Raw genomic sequence first — 22,091 nt, 5'->3', positions numbered from 1 at the left:
AAATGGGGAATGGGGAATTAGTTATTAGTTATTCGTACCAACAAATAACTAATAACTAATAACTAATAACTAATAACTAATGACTCATGACTAATCTAGTTCAAATTCGTTTTTCCAAGCATCATCTTGTTTCCAAGGAATTTGTTCGGACTTGGGAAGCAAGTAATTTTCCAAAACCAGATAGTCCATTTCGGTTCGCATGAAACAGCGGTAAGCATCTTCGGGAGTGCAAACAATGGGTTCGCCTCGGACGTTGAAAGACGTATTTACCACAATTGAACAGCCCGATCGCTCTTCAAAATGACTGATTAAGTCATAGTAGCGAGGATTGGTTTCTTTGTGAACAGTTTGGATGCGAGCCGAGTAATCGACGTGGGTGACAGCCGGAATTTCCGATCGCGGAATGTTGAGCTTTTCAATGCCAAACAACTGCTCTTGTTCGGGAGTCATCGGAATGCGGAGACTGGACTTGACAGGTGCTACCAATAGCATATAAGGGCTAGAATGGTCAATCTCGAAATAATCGGCAACTCGTTCGGCTAAGATTGACGGCGCAAAAGGTCGAAATGATTCCCGATATTTAATTTTCAGGTTCATCACGGACTGCATTTTAGCACTGCGGGGATCGCCAATGATCGATCGACCGCCCAGAGCCCGCGGCCCAAATTCCATCCGCCCCTGGAACCATCCCACCACATTTCCCTGTTCCAAAATCTCAGCCAACTGCGGCATTAATTCGGCATCGTCCAATCGGTGATAGCTAGCTTTGATAGCATCCAAATATTCGAGAATTTCTGCGTCTGTAAATCTCGGGCCCAAATAAGAGCCGCGCATTTGATCGTGACAAGTTAAATGAGCAACAGACTTCGCCACAGTTGCCACCGCTTGGTTTGCAGTGACAACTTCAGTCCTCTCCTCAACCGCTGCGTTTGTAGTGACAAGTTCAGTTTTGAGGGATTCTCTACTATTTGCTGTCGAGTTGGCGCTCACAGTGCGAGTTTGTTCGCAATACTGATACCAAATCGCCAAAGCCGCACCCAAAGCACCGCCAGCATCTCCCGCCGCCGGCTGAATCCAAATATCTTTGAAAATACCTTCCCGCAAGAGTCTGCCGTTAGCAACGCAGTTGAGAGCAACGCCGCCGGCAAGACAAAGATAATCGACATCCAATTCTTTTTTAACTGTTCTACAAAGCCGCAAAACAACTTCTTCGGTAACAACTTGAATGGAAGCTGCAATGTCCATTTCTCGCTGAGTCAATTTTCCTTCAGCTTGACGTGGTGGCCCTTCAAACAGTTCGTCAAACTTCTTGTTTGTCATGGTTAAGCCAACAGTATAGTTGAAATAATCCATGTCCAAACGGAAAGTTCCGTCATCTTTGAGGTCGATTAAATAGTTGAGAATCTTGTCTACATACTTGGGTTCGCCGTAAGGAGCTAAACCCATGAGTTTGTATTCGCCAGAGTTGACTTTGAAGCCGGTATAATACGTGAAAGCTGAATAAAGCAAACCCAAGGAGTGGGGAAAATCGATTTCCCACTGAGGTGTCAGTTGGTTCCCGTCTCCCAACCAAACCGAGGTTGTTGCCCACTCGCCCACGCCGTCTAGGCACAAAACGGCTGCTTTTTGAAACGGGCTGGGGAAAAATGCCGATGCTGCGTGGGATTGGTGGTGTTCGGTAAATAGCAGAGATGGCAGTTTATTCGTTTTGCAGTTTGCTATTGCTGCCAAATCTCTTTTGAGCATGGTTTTGAGGTAAAGCTTTTCTTTGAGCCATATTGGCATGGCGGCTAGGAAAGAGCGAAAACCTTGGGGTGCGTAGGCTAAATAGGTTTCGAGAAGGCGCTCGAATTTGACTAAAGGTTTGTCGTAAAAAACTATTTGATCGAGTTCCCGCAAATCTATGTTCGCTTCTTTTAAGCAATAAGCGATCGCATTCTTAGGGAATCTGGCGTCATGCTTTTTGCGGGAAAATCTTTCTTCCTGCGCTGCTGCTATAATTTCTCCGTCGCGAATTAAGGCTGCGGCGCTGTCGTGATAGTACGCCGAGATTCCAAGTATGTTCATCGCTCTCCTCACAAATCGCAATGCGTTTGCTTTTGACTATTTAGAATAGCTAACGATTATAGCTGTTTCAGTGCTGATTGGGAATTGAATTTTGCGATCGCCTCTAATTTTACCTGGATCGATGTCGGTGGGCCGCCGGAGGACGATCGGCTGTTAGAGAGCATTTAAGCTAACGCCGGCTTATCCTGCGCCCCCAAGCTCTGAAGTAAGTGACCACCGGGAATTGATAAAATTCACCTACCAACCACAGCACAATGCCTAAATGGGACAAAAAAGCTAAGCCTGTCCAAGCTACGGGCAGCCACGACAACCGGCTGCCGGGAACCGGGGGAAAATAGTAAGCTGAAAGTCCCAGCAAGGTAGTGGGAAGGAAAATTAGACCGATCGCTGCTGCAAAATAGGGCCATCCGAATTCTACGCCTTCGAGGTGGGCTCCTATCCACTGTTTGCCGTTCCAGTGCCAAGTTACGGGCGGTTGGCGATCGGCCATTTCGAGCGATTGTCTTTCAACGCTGGCGGTATAAATGTGCTGGCAGAAGTTGCAAGCTAGGGCGTCCATCAGCGCTAGGGTGGAAATTTGACCGGTGCGGCACACGGGACAGGGATATGTATCTTGAGGGTTGAAAGGTCGGGTTGATTTTTTGAAAATCTGCATAGATCAGGCTGTTTGTCAAGAGATTGAGCGATCTTAACAAAGTACAGAGATTATGGGTTGGCTAATGGCGGTTTTTGTATCTAGATTGTTGGTGATTTAACAGGTTTTTTCACGCTTACCTGTCCCAGGGGTTAATGCAGTTTCACGGTGGATGATTGGGATTAATTGCGGTGATTGTTGCTGTACCGAATTCTGGCTCCTGCCCAGTGAAGTTTTTCCCTCAAAGTGTTGAAATAAGAATAGTTTTCCCGCAAAATGATAAACTTGGCTTCGCAGTCTGCCCTCCGCACATCTACGCGCTGTCCTGGCCAAATTGCAGTACCTAAAATGCCGTCTGTCCAGAGTTTGGTACTGAGTTCGTAATCTGCTAAAGGCCAAATGCTGACGACTGAACCGGGCGGTAGTACGATCGCCCGACTGGATAAACTCAAAGGGCAAATCGGAGTAACTGCGATCGCCTCCATTCCCGAGTGCATAATCGGCCCGTTGGCAGATGCAGTGTAGCAAGTCGAACCGGTGGGAGTTGCCACAATTAAACCGTCGCCTTGATATTGATCGACGACTTCGCCGTCAACTTCCATTTCTAGAATACAGCTCGGCATTCGATCGGCTGAAGCAGGTTTGACACACATTTCATTTAGTGCCAAAAATCGATCGCTTTGGGGTTCGAGATTGCTTCTGTTTCCCTCAAAAACTGTTGCCTGCAACATCATCCGCTTCTGCACAGCATACCTGTCTTCCGAAAGTCTGTCCCAAATCTCCTCAGTATTTTGGAAATCCTCAAAAGACTCGGTTAAAAACCCCAGATGTCCCCCCACATTCGCTGCCAAAATCGGGATGCCATCTGCCGCCAAATTCCGCGCGGCAGCTAGGGCCGTACCGTCGCCGCCGAGCACCACCGCTAAATCAATTGGGCTGTTACTAGAAGCTAAAAAAACCGGATACGGGTTATCTTTCGGGCCACTGGGCCCCATTAAAACCTGACACCCGCGACTTTCTAATTGGCGGGAACACTGTTCTGCCCACCGCTGGCTGAGGGTATCTCTGGCTTTGTGGGCGATAATTACTTGTTTTAGTTGCACAACCTATCGATTTTAGATTTTAGATTTTGGATTTTCGATTGTTAGATTTTAGAGTGACCTCACAATCTATCGATTTTGGATTTTTGATTGTTAGATTTTAAGCTGAGTGAAATATCTTAAAATGTTCGATCGCACAAATTGGTTTTGGACATCAGGTTAGATTTTAAACTATTTTTGAGCATTGCGAGGCAGAGCCTGTGGATCTGCGTTACCAGGATCTGCCTGGTAAAAAGAAAGCCGGGAATAAGAAATATTATTATGACTGCATTTCCACATCTTCCTTCTTCCTTCTTCCTTCTATCCTTTACATCCGCTACATCCGTTACATCCGTTACAGAATCCGTTGCCGAACTTCCTTCACCCATCGCTGCGGCTGGATTTGGGCCGCGGCCAGATAATGCTGGAATCGGCCGCGAGTAGGCGAGAAACTGCGATCGCCCCAAAGCGGTTGAGGTGGCTGGGGTCAACAAAATAGTCGTTACGGCCCGGCCACCGCTGCGACAAGTCGCGGAAAGCGAAGCCTTTTTGCCGCGAGAGTTGCTGCATTCGCTGCCGAAACTGCTGTTCTGCCCACAGGCGAGTCCCGTCTAAGTAGTCGTCTGTGAGGGGCAAATTGACGAAAATAAGGGGAATTTTTCGAGCTTTGGTAAATGCTACAACTGAATTAAAGGCTGTTGCTTGTTTGCCTCCGAGGTTGAAGTTTTCGTAGTCGCGATCGTACTGGCCTGAAACGTAAGCGCGTTCTCGATAATAAGTGTTGGGATTGTACCTGCCCGACATAGCCATGAATCCGTTAGAGTCGATCGAATCTGCCAATTGGTTGAGTTGTCTGATGGCTACTGTTGTGCGTCGCGAGACTGGAATCAATTGTGCTTTTTGGGTTGCTGCATTCGCTGCGATCGGTTTTAACTCATATCTTGCAGCATTCTCAGCAACGGGCAAGATGCCCGTTCCACTGGACAGGAATTTGAGTGTAGGGTGGGTGTCAGCAACGGGCAAGATGCCTGTTCCACTGGACGGGAATTTGATTTTGGGGTGGGCATCTTGCCCGCCCCTGAAAGGTCGATCGACAGATGCCAATGCTTTGCGGAAAGTGTTGTTAGCGCAGGGCTGCGGGAATCTGTAACACAGCGGAATCTCGTTGGGTTCATCCAACTCCAGTTCGGGGCGAATGCCTGCTGCTAAAAGTTGGCTGCCTTCAGAATCGACGATCGAATTAAAAGTGCGATCGTCCCGGCCGCTGTTAAATCCACGCACACCATCCGCCCAGACAATCATTTGAGGCAAATGACCCGGCTTCAAAAGCCGCCGCAGTTGAAAGTCAACTACTTGTGCAGTTGCGCCGTTGACTGAAAAGTTAAATACTTTTAAGCCCGGACGGCCCCTTTGGGCCAAAGATTGTTTTAGCTGTTTGGGATCGACGCCCTGCAATGCCCGGGAACTCCCGACAATCAAAACATCTGGTGGCCCGACCGCAGCAACGTAGGATAGGTAAAGTTCTAGTTGTTCGTTTAGCAAATCGCTGCTGAAGCTGACTGTACTGGCTTGCGATCGGGTTGTGCCCGCTTGCTGCTGGGAATACACCAGATTTCTCATGTACTCGATTACTTTTTTCTCCGCAAACGCCCGTCTGGGACTGCCGGGGGGAACCGCTTGCATCCAAGCGACGGCCTGCACCCACAGGGCGGCTACTTCGTCCCAGTCTTGTTTTGAATTGGCTGATTGAGCCAAATTAGAAGCTTGGGTCGCAAAGTTAACTGCCTCCGTGAAGCCATCGTTTTGGGGGCATGAAGCAGCGCTGAGGGATTTTTGGGTTTGGTTGGCGTTTTTAGCTAACAGAGGCGTTGACGACTGCGCTAGGGCTGGGGATTCTTCGATCGAACCAGAAGCCGCTGCGGTGTTGGGCGGCTTGGGAGGCGAACATCCGACTGTTAGCGCGAACACGGCAGCAGCGGCGCAGGTACGTTTTAAGATGCTGGTACTGAGGCTAGCAATGTAGCGGCGAATCATACAGCTTTCACCGTGGGCAAAATATTACTAGATATTACCGCAAACTGCCTTTCGTCTCCAGCCTCGATCGTGACGTTAATTGCCTATTTATGCATGGGATTCGATGACGGCTTCGGCTTGCAAGGCGATCGACCTCAATTTATCCAATGTATCCTGGTTCGCACTCTCCCACAACCCCCGCTGACGAGCTTCTAGCAATCTTTCCGCCATATCTCGCAGTGCCCAAGGATTGTTTTCTTGAATAAATGCCTGCACTTTCTCATCAAAAATGTAAGCCTCTGCGATTCCTTCATACATAAAATCCTCTACACAATTTGCCGTAGCATCGTAAGCGAACAAAAAATCAACAGTTGCTGCAATTTCAAACGCGCCTTTATAACCGTGTCGCATCGCACCTTCTATCCATTTCGGATTTACCGCCCTACTGCGATAAACCCGTGCAATTTCTTCCCGCAGTTGCCGCACTTTCGGATTTTCGGGAATCGAGTTGTCGCCGAAATAGGTTTCAGGATTTTTGCCTTGCAAATTGCGGATTGCGGCAGTCATTCCGCCTTGGAATTGATAATAATCATCCGAGTCGAGGATGTCGTGTTCCCGGTTGTCTTGGTTTTGCAGAACTATTTGCATTTGGCCGAGGCGTTGTTCAAATGCTTCGGGTGCAGAACATCCCCATTCACTCTGTTTAACTCCTGCTACATCTCCCGGCAAATTTGAGGAACTAGAGGAGGTATAGGCGTAACTGCTCCAATTAATGTAAGCTTTTGCTAAATCGCTGTCGTCTGTCCAGTTTTGAGCTTCAATTATGCCTTGAAGTCCTGCGCCGTAAGCACCCGGTTTTGAGCCAAAGACTCGAAATTGCGATCGCCCTTGCGCCTCTTCCTGACTCAAACCTGTAGATTCCCAATACAAAATCTCTTCCTTAACTTGTGCTGCTAAAGGGTTGTCTTCTGCCGATTCGTCTAAATCTGCCACAGCTTTTACGGCACTGTCAAACAAATCAATTAAATTAAAAAAAGCATCGCGGAAAAAGCCAGAAATTCGCAAAGTAACATCAACCCGCGGTCGCCCCAAAACAGAAACTGGCAAGATTTCAAAATCTACAACCCGGCGCGAAGGGCCATCCCAAACTGGTTGAACTCCTATCAGCGCCAAGGCTTCGGCGATGTCGTCTCCCCCCGTCCGCATGGTGGATGTTCCCCACACTGACAAACCCAAAGTTTTCGGATATTCGCCGTTTTCTTGGGTGTATCTTTCGATTAAAGTTTCAGCAGCAACTCTGCCAACTCTCCAGGCGGTTTCTGTGGGAATGGCGCGGATATCTACTGAGTAAAAATTGCGACCGGTGGGCAATACATCTGGCCGACCGCGAGTGGGCGCGCCGGATGCGCCGCTTGGTAGGTGCCGCCCATCTAACCCGCGCAAAAGGTTGGTAATTTCTTGGTTTGTTTGGAGTAGGGAAGGTAAAAGATAGTTATTTATCCAGTCTAATTCGTGTTTAGTTGCTTCTCCGGTTTGGGAATTTATAACCGCAGATGAACGCGGATGAACGCCGATGTTTTCGATTAAGTTATCTACTAATTTAGTGGCTTTTTCTTCGAGTTCTGCTGTTAAATCGCCTGCTGTGCGGTGCTGAATTATCGAGGTTGGATCGCAGGTTAAAGGGTCGAAATCGTAGCCTGAGTCTTCTGCTAGGGCGCGGGTTAAGCCCGATCGCCCGTTGGTGGGATGGCGGGCGATCGCAATTATCAAATCTCTCAACTGTCTACCTTCGGGACACTGACCGAAAATGTGCAATCCGTCGCGAATTTGGGATTCTTTGAGTTCGCAAAGATAGCCGTCTGTACGGGTGATAAATTCTGTAAATTCTGATTTATTTAGTTGTATTCCTAAGTCTTTATCTAAGTTTTCTTTGTTGGTGAGGGCGAGAATGCGATCGCGAATCATGGGCAATCTGGACGGATCTAAACTTTGGGCTTCGCAATATTCGTCGATTAAGGTTTCTAACTGCTGCAAAGGCCCGTAGAGTTCGGCGCGAGTCATCGGCGGTGTCAGGTGGTCGATAATCACAGCTTGCGATCGTCTTTTTGCTTGGGAACCTTCCCCCGGATCGTTGACAATGAAGGGATAAAAATTAGGCATCGCGCCTAATGCCACTTCTGGATAACATTTGTTAGACAATGCTATACTTTTACCGGGCAGCCATTCTAAATTGCCGTGTTTTCCCGCATGAATTATAGCGTCAATTCCAAACTTTTCTCGCAGCCAGTAATAGTAAGCTAGATAATTGTGAGTGGGTTCTAAGTCTGGGGCGTGATAATTTAATGCGGGGTCAAGTTCGTATCCCCGCGATGGTTGAATTCCTACAAATACATTACCGAACTGAATCCCCGGAATCGGAAAAGACGTATTGTTACTTATAAAATCTTGTGCATAGCTTCCCGGAAGCCCCCATCTTTTACAAATCCCATCTTGCACTTCTTGCGGCAAACTAGCAAAATATCCTTCATATTCTGCCAAATCCAAAAATTGATGAACAGGCCGCAATTCGCGTCCTTCCGGGTCATTTGTTACGCCAGAAGTCAGGAGTTCAATTAACTCGTTGCCGCTAGCTGGGATGTTTTCAATTTGATAGCCAGCTTGCTGCATAGCTTTGAGGATTTCGACACAGCTAGCGGGCGTATCTAAGCCGACACCGTTGGCTAAGCGGGCGTTGCGAGTGGGGTAATTTGCTAGAATTATGGCGATGCGTCTGTTGGCGGCTGGGGTTTGTTTCATCTTCACCCAATTCGCGGTTAAATCTGCTACAAATGAAATGCGATCGCCCGCTGCTACATAGCCTACTACATCTGTTTCTAATTCGCTGTTCCAAGTCTGTACCGCTTTAAAAGAAACAGCCCTAGTAATGATTTTTCCGTCTACTTCCGGCAATGCTACATTCATCGCCACATCCCGGGGCGAAAGTCCCTGAAGTTCCGTTTCCCACTGTTCCAAACCGCCACCGCTGAAGATTGCTTGCAATACAGGAACGTCTAAGGATTTTAAGCTGTTTTGTTCCGGTTCTTGGCTGCTAAAACCGGAGACTGCAAAACTTGTGGTGTTCAGCAATAATTGAATAGGTTCTGATTCTTTGGGCTGGAAATATTCCAGCAATTCTATTTGCAAATCTGGTTCCCGCAAAGAAGATACAAAGACGGGAACGGGGACTAAATTCCGCTCAGATAGAGCTTGACAAAGTGCATCAATTGGTGCTAAGTTTCCTGATAAATAATGAGCGCGATAAAATAAAATTCCTACTTTAGGTTTAGAATTGATGTCCCCGTGTCCGCAAGTTGGGGACGAGTCAATTGGCTTTTTCCAATCATAAATTCCGACGCGGGAAACTGTTTGAGGTAGGGGCGGATTATAAGCAGTTTTCAGGCAAGTATCGGCGGCAAACTTGAGTGCGTTAACAAAGTTTTGAACTCCGCCTTCTGTGAAATAGCGCCAAAGTTGATTGACTGCTGATAGCGATACATTTGAATGGCTGATTAAATCTGGATCTGGACTGTCTTCTCCCGGCATTACAATCAGTGCTGCGTTAGTTTTGTCCACAGTTTCTCGCAGAATTTCTAACCCGTAAGACCAATAAGAACGCCCTCCTAACAGTCTTAAGATTATGACCTCGGCGCGTTCTAAAACTTCCTCGGCATAAGTATCAATTGTTAGTTGTTGCTGCAATTGAAGCAGGTTGACTGCGCGCACTTTGGGGAATGCTGCGGGCATTTTGGATGCCGCCGCTGCGAGAGTTTGAATGTCCGTGTCAGCAGCACTAATAAATACTATTGGTGCTGGGGTTTGCTGAATAAAAATTACTCCTTCTGCTTGAGGGTTCCAACCTCCGGGTGTGGCTGCTATTTTGTGCATTAATTTTTTTTATGTTAATAAATAGTGAGAGAAAGTGCGATCGCCTTGAGTATAACATGACTTATACATCAATAGAAGCGAGGACGTGTTTCCCAACCCGGACATTCCCCCCAACCGAGAGAGGGCGGGCACGGGGGCACCGCCCCTAGATTCAGGGGGAGAATGAGCGTCTGAGTCCCGGAAATCTCAACCTATAAACTGATAAATAAAACTCCCAAAATCATTATTCCCGCCCCTAATAATCTTTCTTGAATATCTTTTTCCTTAAAAATGAAATGACCGAACAATACACCCATTAACAGGCTAGTACGCTTAATCGCGATCACTCGCACTACGAAAGTTAATGTCAAAGCTTGCATTTGAAAAATTATTCCAGTAGCATTGATAAACCCCATAGCAGCTAGCATTGGTAATTGTTTGAGAATTTGTCGCCCTGGATTTGGGGTTTTGTACAATAAAACTGGCAGTAGCAAAACACTCATTGTACTAAACAAAGAGAATACCCAAAAAATAGGGTAGGAATTTGTAACTCCTATTTTGTCAAAATTTGCGGCAATACTCCATAGAAATGCGACGATTAACATCAATTTTGGCCCTGGTTCATGCAGAAGTGCTTTGAATGGAGCTAAATATCCTTTAGATTTCTCTTTGATATTTAATAAATAAGAGCCTGCTACGATTAGTAAAATGCCAATATAATCAAAAAGTGTGGGATATTCACCGACAATTAACGGTGAAGCTACCAACATGAATAATGGTGTCAAAGCTAGCAGCGGTAGTGTCAGGGATAAATCAGATACTTTGATGGCTTTGATGTAGAGGAGGGCTGTGACAGCGTTGATGCTACCTCCGATTAATAGGGCGAGCCAAAATTGAGAGTTTAATGGCGGAATTCCTGTATATAATACCCAGGGAAGCAAACAGATGACTGAAAAAAATGAGAGAGACCAAGCGACGACATATTCGTCACTTTTTTTGAGGTTTTGTTTGCCAAAAACGTCTTTGACGGCTTCAAAGAAAGCGGTCAAGATTCCAAAAATTAACCAAGTCAACCTAAATATGCGCTCCTGACTCGCTCGTCGTTTAGCAAATCCGCTCCAATACCTGTGAGGGTAATATTACCAGCTTCTAGTACGTAACCCCGATCGGCAATTTGCAGTGCTAAACTGGCGTTTTGTTCGACTAAGAGGATTGTAACGCCTGTGGAGCGGAGGTTTTGAATAATGGCAAAAATTTCTTTGACGATCGCAGGTGCTAACCCTAAACTAGGCTCGTCTAATAATAGCAGCTTCGGGCGACTCATCAGAGCGCGAGCGATCGCCAACATTTGCTGTTCCCCGCCGCTGAGGGTTCCTGCTAGCTGGCGGCGCCTTTCTGCTAGGCGCGGAAATATCTCAAATTGGCGCTCTAAATCGGCTTTTACTGCTGCCGAGTCCGATCGAATATAGGCCCCCAATTCCAAGTTAGTTAAGACCGTTTGCTGCGCCAAAACCCGCCGTCCTTCTGGACTGTGGGCGATTCCCAATTTCACCACTTCGTGAGCTTGGCGGCGGCTAATATCCCGCCCGCTATAAAGAATTTGTCCTTGTCGCAAATTTACTATTTTAGAAATCGCTCTCAGGGTGGTACTTTTGCCCGCACCGTTGGCACCGATGAGACTGACAACCTCGCCTGCATTAATCGTGAGATTAATATTTTGTATGGCTTGAATTCCCCCATAACTTACAGAAACATTTTTGAGTTCTAAGAGGATGTTTTGGGTTGTTTTGGGTGGGCTATGTTGCATTTTTTGTGAGTTGATTTTTGATGACCAAACTGTCTCTTTCCCATTCCTCCAGGGGTTGCAACCTGGCTCCTAGCTGAATTCCTCTTAAGAGGGCTGGAAGATTCATTTAAGGCTAACTATTAATTTTACTCGTTCCCCGCCAGAGCCGGGAAACATTTACAATTTCTACGTTTCATCTCCCAAATAAGCCTCAATTACCGCCGGGTCATTCCTGACAACAGCAGGTTCTCCCAAAGCAATAAGCTGACCGAAATGCAAGACGGCAATTCGATCGCACAACCCCATAACTAGCGGTACATGATGCTCGATCAATATTACAGTTAAATTGAATTGTTGGCGTACTTCTCGGATAAATTCGCTTAATTTGTGCTTTTCACTGGGATTCATCCCTGCTGCCGGTTCATCTAACAAGAGTATTTGCGGTTCTAAGGCTAAAGCGCGGGCAATTTCTAAGCGCCTCTGATCGCCGTAGGCCAAGTTTTTGGCTTGTTCGCCCGCGCGATCGCCCAATCCGACTAAATCCAACAATTCTAAGGCTTTTCGCTGGGTTTTGCGTTCCATTGCGTTAGATGCTGGCAAGCCGAAAATCCCCGCCAGCACGGATAAAACAGGATTGCCCGATCGACTGTGGATGTGTCGCGCGATCGCCACATTTTCCACAGCAGAAAGTTCCCCAAATAAACGGATATTTTGAAAAGTTCTGGCAATACCTTTATTAGCAATTTGATAAGGCTTCAATTGGGAAATATTTTCATTTTGATAAATCAGGTTGCCGCTAGAAGCAGGTATCAGTCCAGTCATTAGATTAAATAGAGTTGTCTTGCCCGCACCGTTAGGGCCAATTAATCCAAAAATTTCGTGTTTTTCAACTGTAAAAGATACGTTGTTTACAGCAATTAAACCACCAAAACGACGAGTTAATCCTTTGGCTGCTAAAACAGGATTGCTTGTTGAGAGGGTAAGGGGTTCGGAAATCATAAACACATCATAGAACGAATATAAGATATCTATAGCAATCCTCGCATCATTTGTGAATTTCTTACTCCCGAGCGAGCGGGTTCGGGGAGGGTTGGGGTGGGGTAAAAAAATTACGACTCCTGCAAGGATTCCTATAATTATGCCTTAGACTGCGGAATGTTCTTAAAGTGGCGCTTTTTAAGCAGTATTTAGGGCGATCGATTTCACCACAGACAAGAACAAATTTAGATCGCCCGGAGTCCTGAAACAGTTTGATGAGAATGTATACACAATTATTCAAATGGCTGAGACGGCTCATCAAATACAAGGATTCTGGCCCATGACGAAGCACTACCGACAAAGATTAGTTGCCGTAATTGCCCTCTCGTTTCTATCTTTCACATCGCCTTTGCTGTTGACTGGCAATGCTGCGGCTGGAATTAAGGACGAACCCACAGCTAATCCCAAACAGATTGCCTTCCTCACCGAGAAGTTAAATATTAACGATGAAACGGCACTTGATGCAGCTATTAAGCTGTTACGAAAAATAGGTGAACCAGCCATCCCTGATTGGATGGAAGCTTTGCAGGATCAGAATTTGTCAGTCGGCCAGAGTGCTGCTGAGGTTCTAAGACAAATCGTTCTTCCTGCTATTCCTGCCTTTGTCAAAACCTTGAAAGACTCAGATGTGCCGGTTGGTGCAGAAGCTAAAACTACGCTGCCGCAGCTAATTCTGATGCTGAAAGACTCCGATGCAACTGTGCGTAGCCGTGCAGACTATGCTTTGGGAAGGATGGGTGCAGAAGCTAAAACTGCTGTGCCACACCTAATTCTGATGCTGAAAGACTCCGATGCAACTGTGCGTAGCCGTGCAGCAAATGCTTTGGGAAGGATGGGTGCAGAAGCTAAAACTGTTGTGCCGCAGCTAATTCTGTTGCTGAAAGACTCCGATGCAAAGGTGCGTAGCCGTGCAGACTATGCTTTGGCAAGAATGCGTGCAGAAGCTAAAACTGCACTGCCACAGCTAATTTTCCTGCTTCAAGACTCCGATGCAACTGTGCGTAGTAGTGCAGCCAATGCTTTGGGAAGTTTCGGTGCAGAAGCTAAAACTGCACTGCCACAGCTAATTGTCTTGCTGAAAGACTCAGATGCAACTGTGCGTAGTAGTACAGCCTCTGCTTTGAATAAAATCCGTGCAAAAGCTTAAACTGTACCGCCGCAGCTAATTGTCTTGCTGAAAGACTCCAATCTAAATGTGCGTAGTAGTGCAGCCTCTGCTTTGAATAAAATCCGTGCAAAGGTTAAAACTGTTGTGCCGCAGCTAGTGGCTGTTGACAAGGTGGAATTTAGAGTAAAATTCTGACAGAATCGGCGCTGATTATAGGAATATGTACATTAGCCAACCCGACCCGGATATTTGCCAACAAATCCGTGCGTTTGATGAACAATGTCAGGCTTTTACTTTCGTGAGGTCGGGAGTGGAGGGCGATCGAGCTTGGTGTTATTTCAAGAATGCTGTGCCGTCGCCAACTACCAGAGAAGACCGGAATTCTAGTATTAGACCGAGGTGGTAACAGAAAGAGGGAAACGAAATGTTTTTAACGTTTCCCTTTGCAAGGTCAGCATTTCAACGGTCTAAAGTTCTGGTTGAGTGACTGCAACTAGCCTTTGTAATCTTACCAGTCGCTTTCCCCAGTCCGTTCCAATCGCCTTGTTAGGTCGCTTTCGACAATCTTTCCTCCCAAGTTGCGACCAAAAAAGCTGCCATTGAACCCGCCAAGTTGACAGCAAGTGCAGCGTGTCGAGGAGAAGGTTTAATAGCTTGTTTCCCTTTACCATGAGCATCACTAAGCTTATTACGTAAAGTACCAAGTCCTGAAATCACACTCTGGCAACCACCAAGAATTTGTTTGAAAACCTCTTCTTGATGTTGTTGAGGAGCCAGATTAAGTTGCTTAGCAGTTTCATAATATAGTTTAGGCAAATCATCTTTATCACTATGATAAATGCCTGCTTCATCCAAAATGTGTTTACAAACCGATTCGATTAATGTACGCGCCATAGTAATCGCTGCTTCTGGATCGGGATTTCGGCGTTCAAGAGCTTTTTGCCAAGCAATATGAACCTGTTCTGTATCGAAATTGATCAGAATGGCGGAAATATCATCATCTGCTGGTTGAGCCACAATAATATTTTGCTCTATAGACGCAATCAATGAACCAAATTCTTCCCATATAAATATCCTTCGTTCTTGGTAGGTATCGAACTTTGCTTTAATAAAACCCCAGAATTTGGAGAGTTCGTCGCAATTTCTAACAAATTGAGGAAGGCGCTCTCTGAGTGCGCTATTTCTCAATAACTCTAAACGGAGTTTACTGTATTCCCGCTCACTGGGATCGCCACCTGTCGCACGAGCAATAAATATCTCTTGGAGTTGCCGTACTTTATCTAAGCGTGTCATCATCGTTTCTAGAAGCTGAATTCTAACCTCAACATTCTAACCTTTACTAACTCAAATTTTCCAATTAACTGTCAAGCTTAACATCGTATATCTTTATTTTCATCTTTTTTGTAATTCCTCACTAACTACAACTATTAAATATGGTGTTCCCAAGGATCGCCATTTAGCGAAGATTCCCGGTGCCAAAAATACTGAAATTATGCCGCAAGAAATAACATCGCGCTATAATATTACAATTGCCGTACCGCTTCAATCTCCTCAAGCCGTCTCGCCTGGGTAATCTTATGACGATGTACGTACCGGATTCGCAGCCTTCGCAAACAAAAGTCCTCCCTACGATGTATGATTTACCCAGTGAAGACCCGGAGGAACCCGGTTTGCCTGACGAATTCCACGAGTTTCAACCCGAACTGCTGCGTCTAACCTGCCGCCCCGCCAACCATCCGCCCGAACAAATATTTATAGCGACAGACCTTAATCTCTACTACGATTCTAACCATCTCAATTGGTACAAAAGACCTGATTGGTTTGTCGTCTTGGGGGTTCCGAGATTTTATCGAGGTGACGAATTACGCCTCAGCTACGTGATGTGGCAAGAAAATGTCAGTCCTCTGGTAGTAGTGGAACTGCTGTCACCTGGAACTGAAGAGGAGGATTTAGGAATCACAGAAGAATCACGAAATAAACCGCCTACTAAGTGGCGAGTTTACGAACAGATTTTGCAGATTCCTTACTACTTTGTTTTCAGTCGGTACAACAATCAACTGAGAGTATTTCGTTTGATTGGCAATCGTTACCGCGAACAAGTTTTAACCGAACCCAGATTCTGGATACCGGAATTAGAATTAGGTATAGGTTTGTGGGAAGGTTGTTATCAAGGTTGTTCGAGATTGTGGCTGCGTTGTTACGATGTCAGTGGCGATTGGGTTCTGACTCCAGAGGAGTTTGAAAGGCAGCGAGCCGAATTAGAAAGTCAGCGAGCTGAATTAGAAAGTCAGCGAGCAAATCGATTAGCCGATCGCCTCAGAGCAATGGGCATTAATCCAGAGGAGCTGTAAAATTAAGTAGCAGCATGAAATGGTGCAAGCTGCAAGCGCTGTCCATAAAAATTTATTAACTAAAAATAACTTATGCCTGAATCTACCTCACTGCGCGATCGCTACCTAGCCCTAATCGACAAAATTGTCGAAATCACCCTCAAAGGTCAAATTCGCTCCAAAGAACAAGTTTATCAAATGCTGGTGCAAGACATTAGTACCGGTACTGGCGAAATCTTTGAACGCTGTTTCGGCGAACGCCTTGATGCCGCCGAAAATCAACTCAGAAATGAAAAAGACGAAATCAAACAAGCAAAGGCAAATCGCACCCTCCGAGCTCTCAAAACCATCCAAGGAGAATGGGAACGCTGGCAGAAAGATAACCGCGTCGATCGCGCAATTGCATCCTCAATCCAACAAATTGTTACCGCCGAATCTAACGCCCGCCTCCTGGCATTATTGCAAGTAATCGATCCGAATAAAGAACATCCGCTGACTCTTGCTCAATTGCAGCAATTGGCAAAATCTCTGCACCAACAAATGCTGCAAACTGCCAATCCCGAAACCGAACAAGATTTGCAGCAAATCACCGCCGGCATCGCCAAAGGTTTAGAATCTTGGCAGCGTTTGGAACCGGAACTTGTGGGCTGGATTTATCAGCCGCAGCAGCTAGGATTTGCCGGTAGTCCCGAACAAAATGGGCCTTGGGCTTTTTGGGCAAAAAAAGTTAATAGTCCCTTTCCCCAGGCTCTGTTGAATACTATTGCGCTTGGTGAATCTGTAGTTCAATTCGCGGCAAAAGAATCGAATTTAGATTTAAGAATATTGGTGGAATTGGCGATTATTTTGCAGTGCTTGCAGCGGGCGTTGGCGACATGGTTTGACAAGCAAGTTTACGATTCCAAAGTGTCAACAAAAGCTTCAATTTCTACTTACATTACTTTTGCGGTAATTTGGAGTCAGCTAGCTAGTGGGTTTAATAATTCTACCAAGAGCGGCGAGCAGTTGGCAAATGCTTGTTTTCAAGTAACTTTGCAAATTTTGCGGGCTTTTTCTCAGCGGGAATACTTTCCCCTTTACGGGGGAATTTTTGCTTCGTTTGATGGTAAAGCCCTGCGACATACTTTGGATTATTTAGACGAACCGCTGCGGCGAGTTGAAGGCACTCAGGCAAAAGCTCGGATTCTGACGCTTTTGGGTTATTCGATGCAGGCGGCTGGGGCCTACGAGCGATCGCTCTTGCTGCACAAGCAAGCGCTGGAAATTGCCCGTACTGAAGGAGACAAAGCTTGCGAAGTGGCCAATCTCAATCACATCAGCCGCAACTATGTTGCTCAAAAAAATTATCAGGAAGCGATTAATTACAGCCAGCGGGCTTTAATTATGGCACGACAAGCGGGAGAGCGACAAGGCGAGGCAAATGCTCTGGCTAATTTGGGTTACAGTGAAGTGTTTCAAGCGCGGCAGTTGGAGGAGGTGGAACCAGAGATTTACGAAAGTGCGATCGGTTATTTGGAACAAGGTTTGTTGCTATCGGAAAAATTGGGCGATCGCCAAAGTCAAGCTTTTTGTTCCAGCAGTCTCGGTATCGCTAAAATCGCCCTGGAAAATGCTGAAGCTGCGATCGAATATTTGCTCAAAGGTTGGCAAGCAGCTCAATTCTCAGGGGATTTATATTTGCAAGGTCTGAATTTGGCTTACTTGGCTCAAGCTTATTACAGAATCAACTCACTAGAAAAAGCGATATTTGCGGGCAGTTTGGGGATGTATACTTTGGAGCAAATTGGTGCGATGGAGTGGCGTCAATCGGCTGGTTTGTTGACAATTTTGCAGGGTCAAATGGGGGCGGAATCTTTTAAACAATCTTTGGCGAAAAGTCGAGCGAATATCATTCCGGCGATCGGTGTTGACGGCTACGATTACATCCCGGAGTTGCTGGAAAAATATCAGCAATCTATTTAACTCTTTGTGCAACAGGCGGGAAAGCCTGTTGCTGAGAGGGTTTAAGGTGTAAGTTCTAACTCACCGAAAATCACCATTATCAATCAGTCTTTCATGAACGGGCTCTCCTGCCCACTCCACAACCAAATTTAAGTCTTTGTGGAACAGGCATCTTGCCTGTTCCTGGATGTTTTTATGCACCCCAACCTCCAAATAATTAATGCTCAACTATCACCGGTGTGCCAACTGCGACTTTCTCAAATAAAGCCTGTGCGTCTTTATCAAACATCCTGACGCAGCCGTGAGAAGCCGCCCCCCCGATCGACTCTGGATTCGGAGTACCGTGAAAACCAATCACATTCTTGCCATCCGTCCAAAACCCCATCCACCTACTCCCTAATGGATTGTCTGGCCCAGCAGGAATAAGTTCTCCTGTCCAAGGATTTTGCCAAACAGGATCTTTGATCATTTGAATAACTTTAAAATTGCCTGTAGGAGTTTCCCACCCGCCTTTTCCCACAGCAACTGGGAAACTGGTTTGCACCTTATTCTGTCGGTAAACATAGACGCGGCGTTCTCGCAATTTCAGGACTAAACGCACTTCCTCAATAGGATTTACCGCAGGCTTTGGTTCCTGGGGAATATAACGAAATGGTTCTCCCAGGGGCGGCAGTTCTGGGGTTCCGAGATTCGGCGATTGTGTCTCGGATGTGGCCCGCTGCGCTGCGATCGCACTCTTACTTGAATTAGCCACCACTTCGGCAGTCGCCTGCTGCTGTAGGCCCACCGACAGCGCGGCGGCACTCAAGCTCAGTACAATTAACTTGTCAAACAAAAATTTGCTCTTCACCATTGTTTTGTTCGCTAAACTCCTCACCAGCATTTCCTACAAAGTTCCTATCTAATTATCCGCCAACTGCACCCGATGAGAAAAATTTTGAGATGGCTTTTTGAGGGGAACTGCGCTGCACAGTTTTTAGTTAAAATTCCACAACTGATAGCTTGTAACTCAACACAAAGCTTAGGCAATAATACTAAAACCACACTGTTTTTATAAGCGGCTCAGTGGAGTTACGCAATAGAATGTCGTGAGAAAACCCGGTTTATGCGTAAATCTTGCCAGAAAATGATTAAATTTTACCTCCGACTAATTTGATTTTTTAGCAATGGCCGACTGGCGATCGAGTATTCAAACTATGGCGCTGCTGTATCCGGCAAGCACAATCTGTCTTTGGGTAGACTCCCCCCCAGCAACAGTTAGGTTGGCGGAAAAAAACTGCTAAGGTCGATCGAATAAACTCAATATATCACGGCAACACTCTAGAGAACCAAACCGCTGAACTTGTTGTAAATCGGGAACTTATGATGTAAAATTTAGTCTTTCAATACTTGTTCGATAATCTTTTTTTGAGATTGTCATAAATTTCCTACTCTGGGGATTAAACTGGATTAGGTATAGAGGTTGGGACTTTCGCGCTGCGGAAGCAAACCCGACCCTGAATAGCAGTTAATGTGAGGTTTCAATGCGTCTTCAGAAGATCAAATTATTGACAGGTGCAACACTGTCGGTGCTAATTTCGGCGGTCTCAGTACATCCTGCGATGGCTAACCCTGCAACTCAAATAGCCCAAACGCAAACCACCACTACAGCAAACACTAGAACCATTGTCGGTTTTGTCAAAAGTATTGTCGGCGACGTAGTAACTATTCGCGAAGAAAGCGCGCCGTACAGGACTCTCAGGATTCAAAGATGCGTCCTGAGAATTATTGGCCTAGTACCGGGAATGAAAGTCAGAGCCACAGTCGCCGGATCTCAGATACAAAATATCGCGGTGATCCCCGATTATAAGGTGGTAGCCACAACGGTTGCTCGTCCCGCAACCCCAGCACCGGCACCGCGTCCGGCCCCAGAACCGCCACCGCGTCCGGCTCCTCGTCCGGCCCCGGCTCCGGCTCCGATTCCGGCTCCCCGTCCAATTCCGGCTCCGGCTCCCCGTCCGGCTCCTGTGAGAGGACTTTGGTAGAGCTAGGTTATACGATTTAGATTTTCGATTGAAGATTGGCAATGACAATCAAGCAATTCGATCCGAGACCCTTGGATTCATTCGTGGGGTCGCTTTCTTCAATTTAAAATCTAAAATCTAAAATCTAAAATCCATTGACTGATAAAGCTCAAGGTTTGGATCGCACGTCTACAGTTGTATTCTTTTTTGCAACTGGTATCAGTAAATGGAATTAAGCCACCGCGCCGGCGGTGGCTTAGCTGTTTAATACCAGTTAGAATAATAGAATTGTCCAGCAATTGTTTAGAAATCGCTGCTATGTATTACCTGCGTTTCTTGCTGCTAATTCTGCTGTTGCCGGTGATTGCGTGCGATCGAGCTACAGATGCGATCGCCCCTGCTGTGGGCGACAACGGCCCCCTGTCGCAAATTCCCTCCCGTGCACCGCTGGTAAATGTTGGGACAAATCAAATTGTACCGACCAAACCGCTGTCGCCGCAGCCAATCCGCATTGTTGCAACTTCTTTGCCGCAGCCAGGAGCCAGCCAAAGCGCCTCAAAACCTCCTCAAGTAGTACCGATTCCCGCATCGCCAGTGCTGCGAGTGCCTCCGGGCTTTGTCGTCAACGTTTTTGCTGACAATTTAGACGCTCCCCGATGGCTGGCTTTGACGCCTACAGGCGATGTTTTGGTAACAGAAACGCGACAGAATCGGATTACACTGTTGCGGGATACCAACCGCGACGGCGTTGCTGAGGTTCGCAAAACTTTTGCAAGTGCCCAAAACGGGTTAAATATTCCCTTTGGTATGGCTTTTGCCGATCGCTATTTTTTCCTCGGGAATACCGATGAAGTCCGCCGATTTCCCTACACAAAAGGGCAAGAACAATTGACAGGTAGCGGTCAAAAAATTGCTGATTTACCGGGCGGCGGCTACAACCAACACTGGACGCGAAATGTTGTCGTTTCCCCCGACAACAGCAAGCTTTTCGTATCAGTTGGCTCGCAGTCTAATGCCGATGTAGAACCGCTGCCGAGGGCCTCTGTTCAAGTAATGAATTTGGACGGTCAGAACAAGCAAATTTTTGCTTCCGGTTTGCGAAATCCAGTGGGATTGGATTTTCACCCAAAAACCAATCAACTTTACGCAACAGTCAACGAACGCGACGGTTTGGGAGATGATTTGGTGCCGGATTACTTGACAAGAATTCGTCAAGGCGAGTTTTACGGGTGGCCTTACGCTTATTTTAAGCCTAATTTGCTCGACCCGCGCCACGCCAGAAACGGCAATAGCGATCGACCTGATTTAGCGGCTAAAACATTAATGCCAGACGTGCTGTTTCAGGCGCATTCGGCGGCTTTGGGGCTTCAGTTTTACGACGGCAAAACGTTTCCCAAAAGATTCATGAACGGGGCATTTGTGGCGTTTCGCGGCAGTTGGAATCGGAACGCTGGAACTGGTTATAAAATCGTGTTTGTACCTTTTAATGCGGCGAACGGACGCCCTCAAGGTTATTATGAAGATTTTCTGACTGGTTTTCTCACAGATCCGTCGGGTCCGAAAACTTGGGGGAGGCCGGTTGGTTTGTTGGTTTTACCTGACGGGAGTTTGCTGTTTACCGAGGAAGCGAACAACCGGATTTATCGGGTGCAGTATCGCGGCTGACGATTGGGCGATCGATTAGATCCCGACTTGTTCCAGAAGTCGGGGCTCTGGTTGTTTAGTCAGCTTCCAACCTTGCTAAGTTGAGATTCACCGGAAATTTTTTGAAAAATTAATAACCTATCTTCTTCCGCAGTTTCGCGATTTAAATCAGACAGTTCGTAATAGGAATCTTTTTCGGGAAAGTAGATTGCAGGTAAATTTTCAGGCAGGATTAAATAAGTGTTTTTCACCTGTAAATCACTGTCTATATCTAATGAATATAGAAATCCGTCAACAGGATTTACAATTAACTCGTGCAATGAAACTTGTCCCTCTATGTAAAGCTTGAGAGTTAGTTGTGCAACTCTGAAAACCAACCAGCGATTGTACAAATTATCTACATCGCACCAAGAATAAAGATAGCTATCGCCGTATTCATTCTCAAAAAGCGATAGCAGGGGGCCGTCGAAATACTCTAAAGTGACTATGCTTCTGAGAGATAAAGGAAATTTACTTAGTTTAAATCCTATTAATTGTTCCATTTT

17 protein-coding genes are annotated in these 22,091 nt (G+C 46.3%); 6 read left to right on the top strand and 11 right to left on the bottom strand.

Annotated features, from left to right (window positions below; all coding sequences use genetic code 11):
* Positions 1-90: 90 nt before the first annotated feature.
* The 8 genes from QUA33_RS14330 to QUA33_RS14295 all read right to left on the bottom strand — a co-directional run bounded on the left by QUA33_RS14330 (position 91) and on the right by QUA33_RS14295 (position 12,481).
* Entirely contained in the window at positions 91-2,067 is a 1,977-nt protein-coding gene (locus tag QUA33_RS14330; RefSeq protein WP_333149147.1) for a carbamoyltransferase, read from the bottom strand.
* A 169-nt stretch (positions 2,068-2,236) separates the two neighbouring features.
* Positions 2,237-2,722 carry a hypothetical protein gene (locus tag QUA33_RS14325; protein WP_333149146.1) on the bottom strand — a complete coding sequence of 162 codons (486 nt, stop codon included), beginning with the start codon at positions 2,720-2,722 and terminating at the stop codon, positions 2,237-2,239.
* A 161-nt stretch (positions 2,723-2,883) separates the two neighbouring features.
* A complete protein-coding gene (locus QUA33_RS14320; RefSeq protein WP_333149145.1) occupies positions 2,884-3,804 on the bottom strand; it encodes an NAD(+) kinase in 921 nt (306 codons plus the stop codon).
* Positions 3,805-4,161: 357 nt separating this feature from the next.
* Positions 4,162-5,814 carry a hypothetical protein gene (locus QUA33_RS14315; RefSeq protein ID WP_333149144.1) on the bottom strand — a complete coding sequence of 551 codons (1,653 nt, stop codon included), beginning with the start codon at positions 5,812-5,814 and terminating at the stop codon, positions 4,162-4,164.
* 87 nt (positions 5,815-5,901) lie between these two features.
* Entirely contained in the window at positions 5,902-9,717 is a 3,816-nt protein-coding gene (cobN, locus tag QUA33_RS14310; protein WP_333149143.1) for a cobaltochelatase subunit CobN, read from the bottom strand.
* Between the two features lie 191 nt (positions 9,718-9,908).
* Entirely contained in the window at positions 9,909-10,769 is an 861-nt protein-coding gene (locus QUA33_RS14305) for an EamA family transporter (protein WP_333149142.1), read from the bottom strand.
* A complete protein-coding gene (locus tag QUA33_RS14300; RefSeq protein ID WP_333078240.1) occupies positions 10,766-11,503 on the bottom strand; it encodes an ABC transporter ATP-binding protein in 738 nt (245 codons plus the stop codon). Before QUA33_RS14300 ends, QUA33_RS14305 begins: the two co-directional genes overlap by 4 nt.
* A gap of 165 nt (positions 11,504-11,668) precedes the next feature.
* On the bottom strand, positions 11,669-12,481 hold the full coding sequence (locus QUA33_RS14295) for an ABC transporter ATP-binding protein (RefSeq protein WP_333149141.1): 813 nt from the start codon (positions 12,479-12,481) through the stop codon (positions 11,669-11,671).
* Between the two features lie 319 nt (positions 12,482-12,800).
* Between QUA33_RS14295 and QUA33_RS14290 the strand changes: the two genes are divergently transcribed.
* On the top strand, positions 12,801-13,667 hold the full coding sequence (locus QUA33_RS14290) for a HEAT repeat domain-containing protein (RefSeq protein WP_333149140.1): 867 nt from the start codon (positions 12,801-12,803) through the stop codon (positions 13,665-13,667).
* A gap of 160 nt (positions 13,668-13,827) precedes the next feature.
* Positions 13,828-14,034: a PAN domain-containing protein gene (locus tag QUA33_RS14285; protein ID WP_333149165.1), complete on the top strand. Its 207-nt coding sequence runs from the start codon at positions 13,828-13,830 to the stop codon at positions 14,032-14,034.
* A gap of 140 nt (positions 14,035-14,174) precedes the next feature.
* Here the strand turns inward: QUA33_RS14285 and QUA33_RS14280 are convergent, their stop codons facing one another.
* On the bottom strand, positions 14,175-14,924 hold the full coding sequence (locus tag QUA33_RS14280) for an abortive infection family protein (protein ID WP_333149139.1): 750 nt from the start codon (positions 14,922-14,924) through the stop codon (positions 14,175-14,177).
* 281 nt (positions 14,925-15,205) lie between these two features.
* On the opposite strand from QUA33_RS14280, the gene QUA33_RS14275 reads away from it, so the two are divergent.
* Both QUA33_RS14275 and QUA33_RS14270 read left to right on the top strand, forming a co-directional pair.
* Positions 15,206-15,979 carry a Uma2 family endonuclease gene (locus QUA33_RS14275; protein WP_333149138.1) on the top strand — a complete coding sequence of 258 codons (774 nt, stop codon included), beginning with the start codon at positions 15,206-15,208 and terminating at the stop codon, positions 15,977-15,979.
* A 72-nt stretch (positions 15,980-16,051) separates the two neighbouring features.
* Complete coding sequence (locus QUA33_RS14270) at positions 16,052-17,920, top strand: tetratricopeptide repeat protein (protein ID WP_333149137.1); 1,869 nt, start codon at positions 16,052-16,054, stop codon at positions 17,918-17,920.
* 196 nt (positions 17,921-18,116) lie between these two features.
* Here the strand turns inward: QUA33_RS14270 and QUA33_RS14265 are convergent, their stop codons facing one another.
* The gene (locus QUA33_RS14265) at positions 18,117-18,752 is read right to left on the bottom strand and encodes a L,D-transpeptidase (RefSeq protein WP_333149136.1); all 636 of its coding nucleotides are present in this window, start codon (positions 18,750-18,752) and stop codon (positions 18,117-18,119) included.
* Positions 18,753-19,422: 670 nt separating this feature from the next.
* Here QUA33_RS14265 and QUA33_RS14260 point away from each other — a divergent pair.
* Together QUA33_RS14260 and QUA33_RS14255 are read left to right on the top strand one after the other, a co-directional pair.
* The gene (locus QUA33_RS14260; RefSeq protein ID WP_333098129.1) at positions 19,423-19,923 is read left to right on the top strand and encodes an autotransporter; all 501 of its coding nucleotides are present in this window, start codon (positions 19,423-19,425) and stop codon (positions 19,921-19,923) included.
* 297 nt (positions 19,924-20,220) lie between these two features.
* Entirely contained in the window at positions 20,221-21,567 is a 1,347-nt protein-coding gene (locus tag QUA33_RS14255; RefSeq protein WP_333149135.1) for a sorbosone dehydrogenase family protein, read from the top strand.
* 59 nt (positions 21,568-21,626) lie between these two features.
* Here the strand turns inward: QUA33_RS14255 and QUA33_RS14250 are convergent, their stop codons facing one another.
* Positions 21,627-22,088 (bottom strand): DUF6575 domain-containing protein, encoded by a 462-nt coding sequence (locus QUA33_RS14250; protein ID WP_333149134.1) that lies wholly within the window; start codon positions 22,086-22,088, stop codon positions 21,627-21,629.
* Positions 22,089-22,091 lie beyond the last annotated feature (3 nt).

Source organism: Microcoleus sp. Pol14D4 (assembly GCF_036701245.1).
Lineage (GTDB): Bacteria > Cyanobacteriota > Cyanobacteriia > Cyanobacteriales > Microcoleaceae > Microcoleus.
Note: the sequence above shows the minus strand (reverse complement) of the source record. Positions and strands in the feature narration are given on the sequence as shown.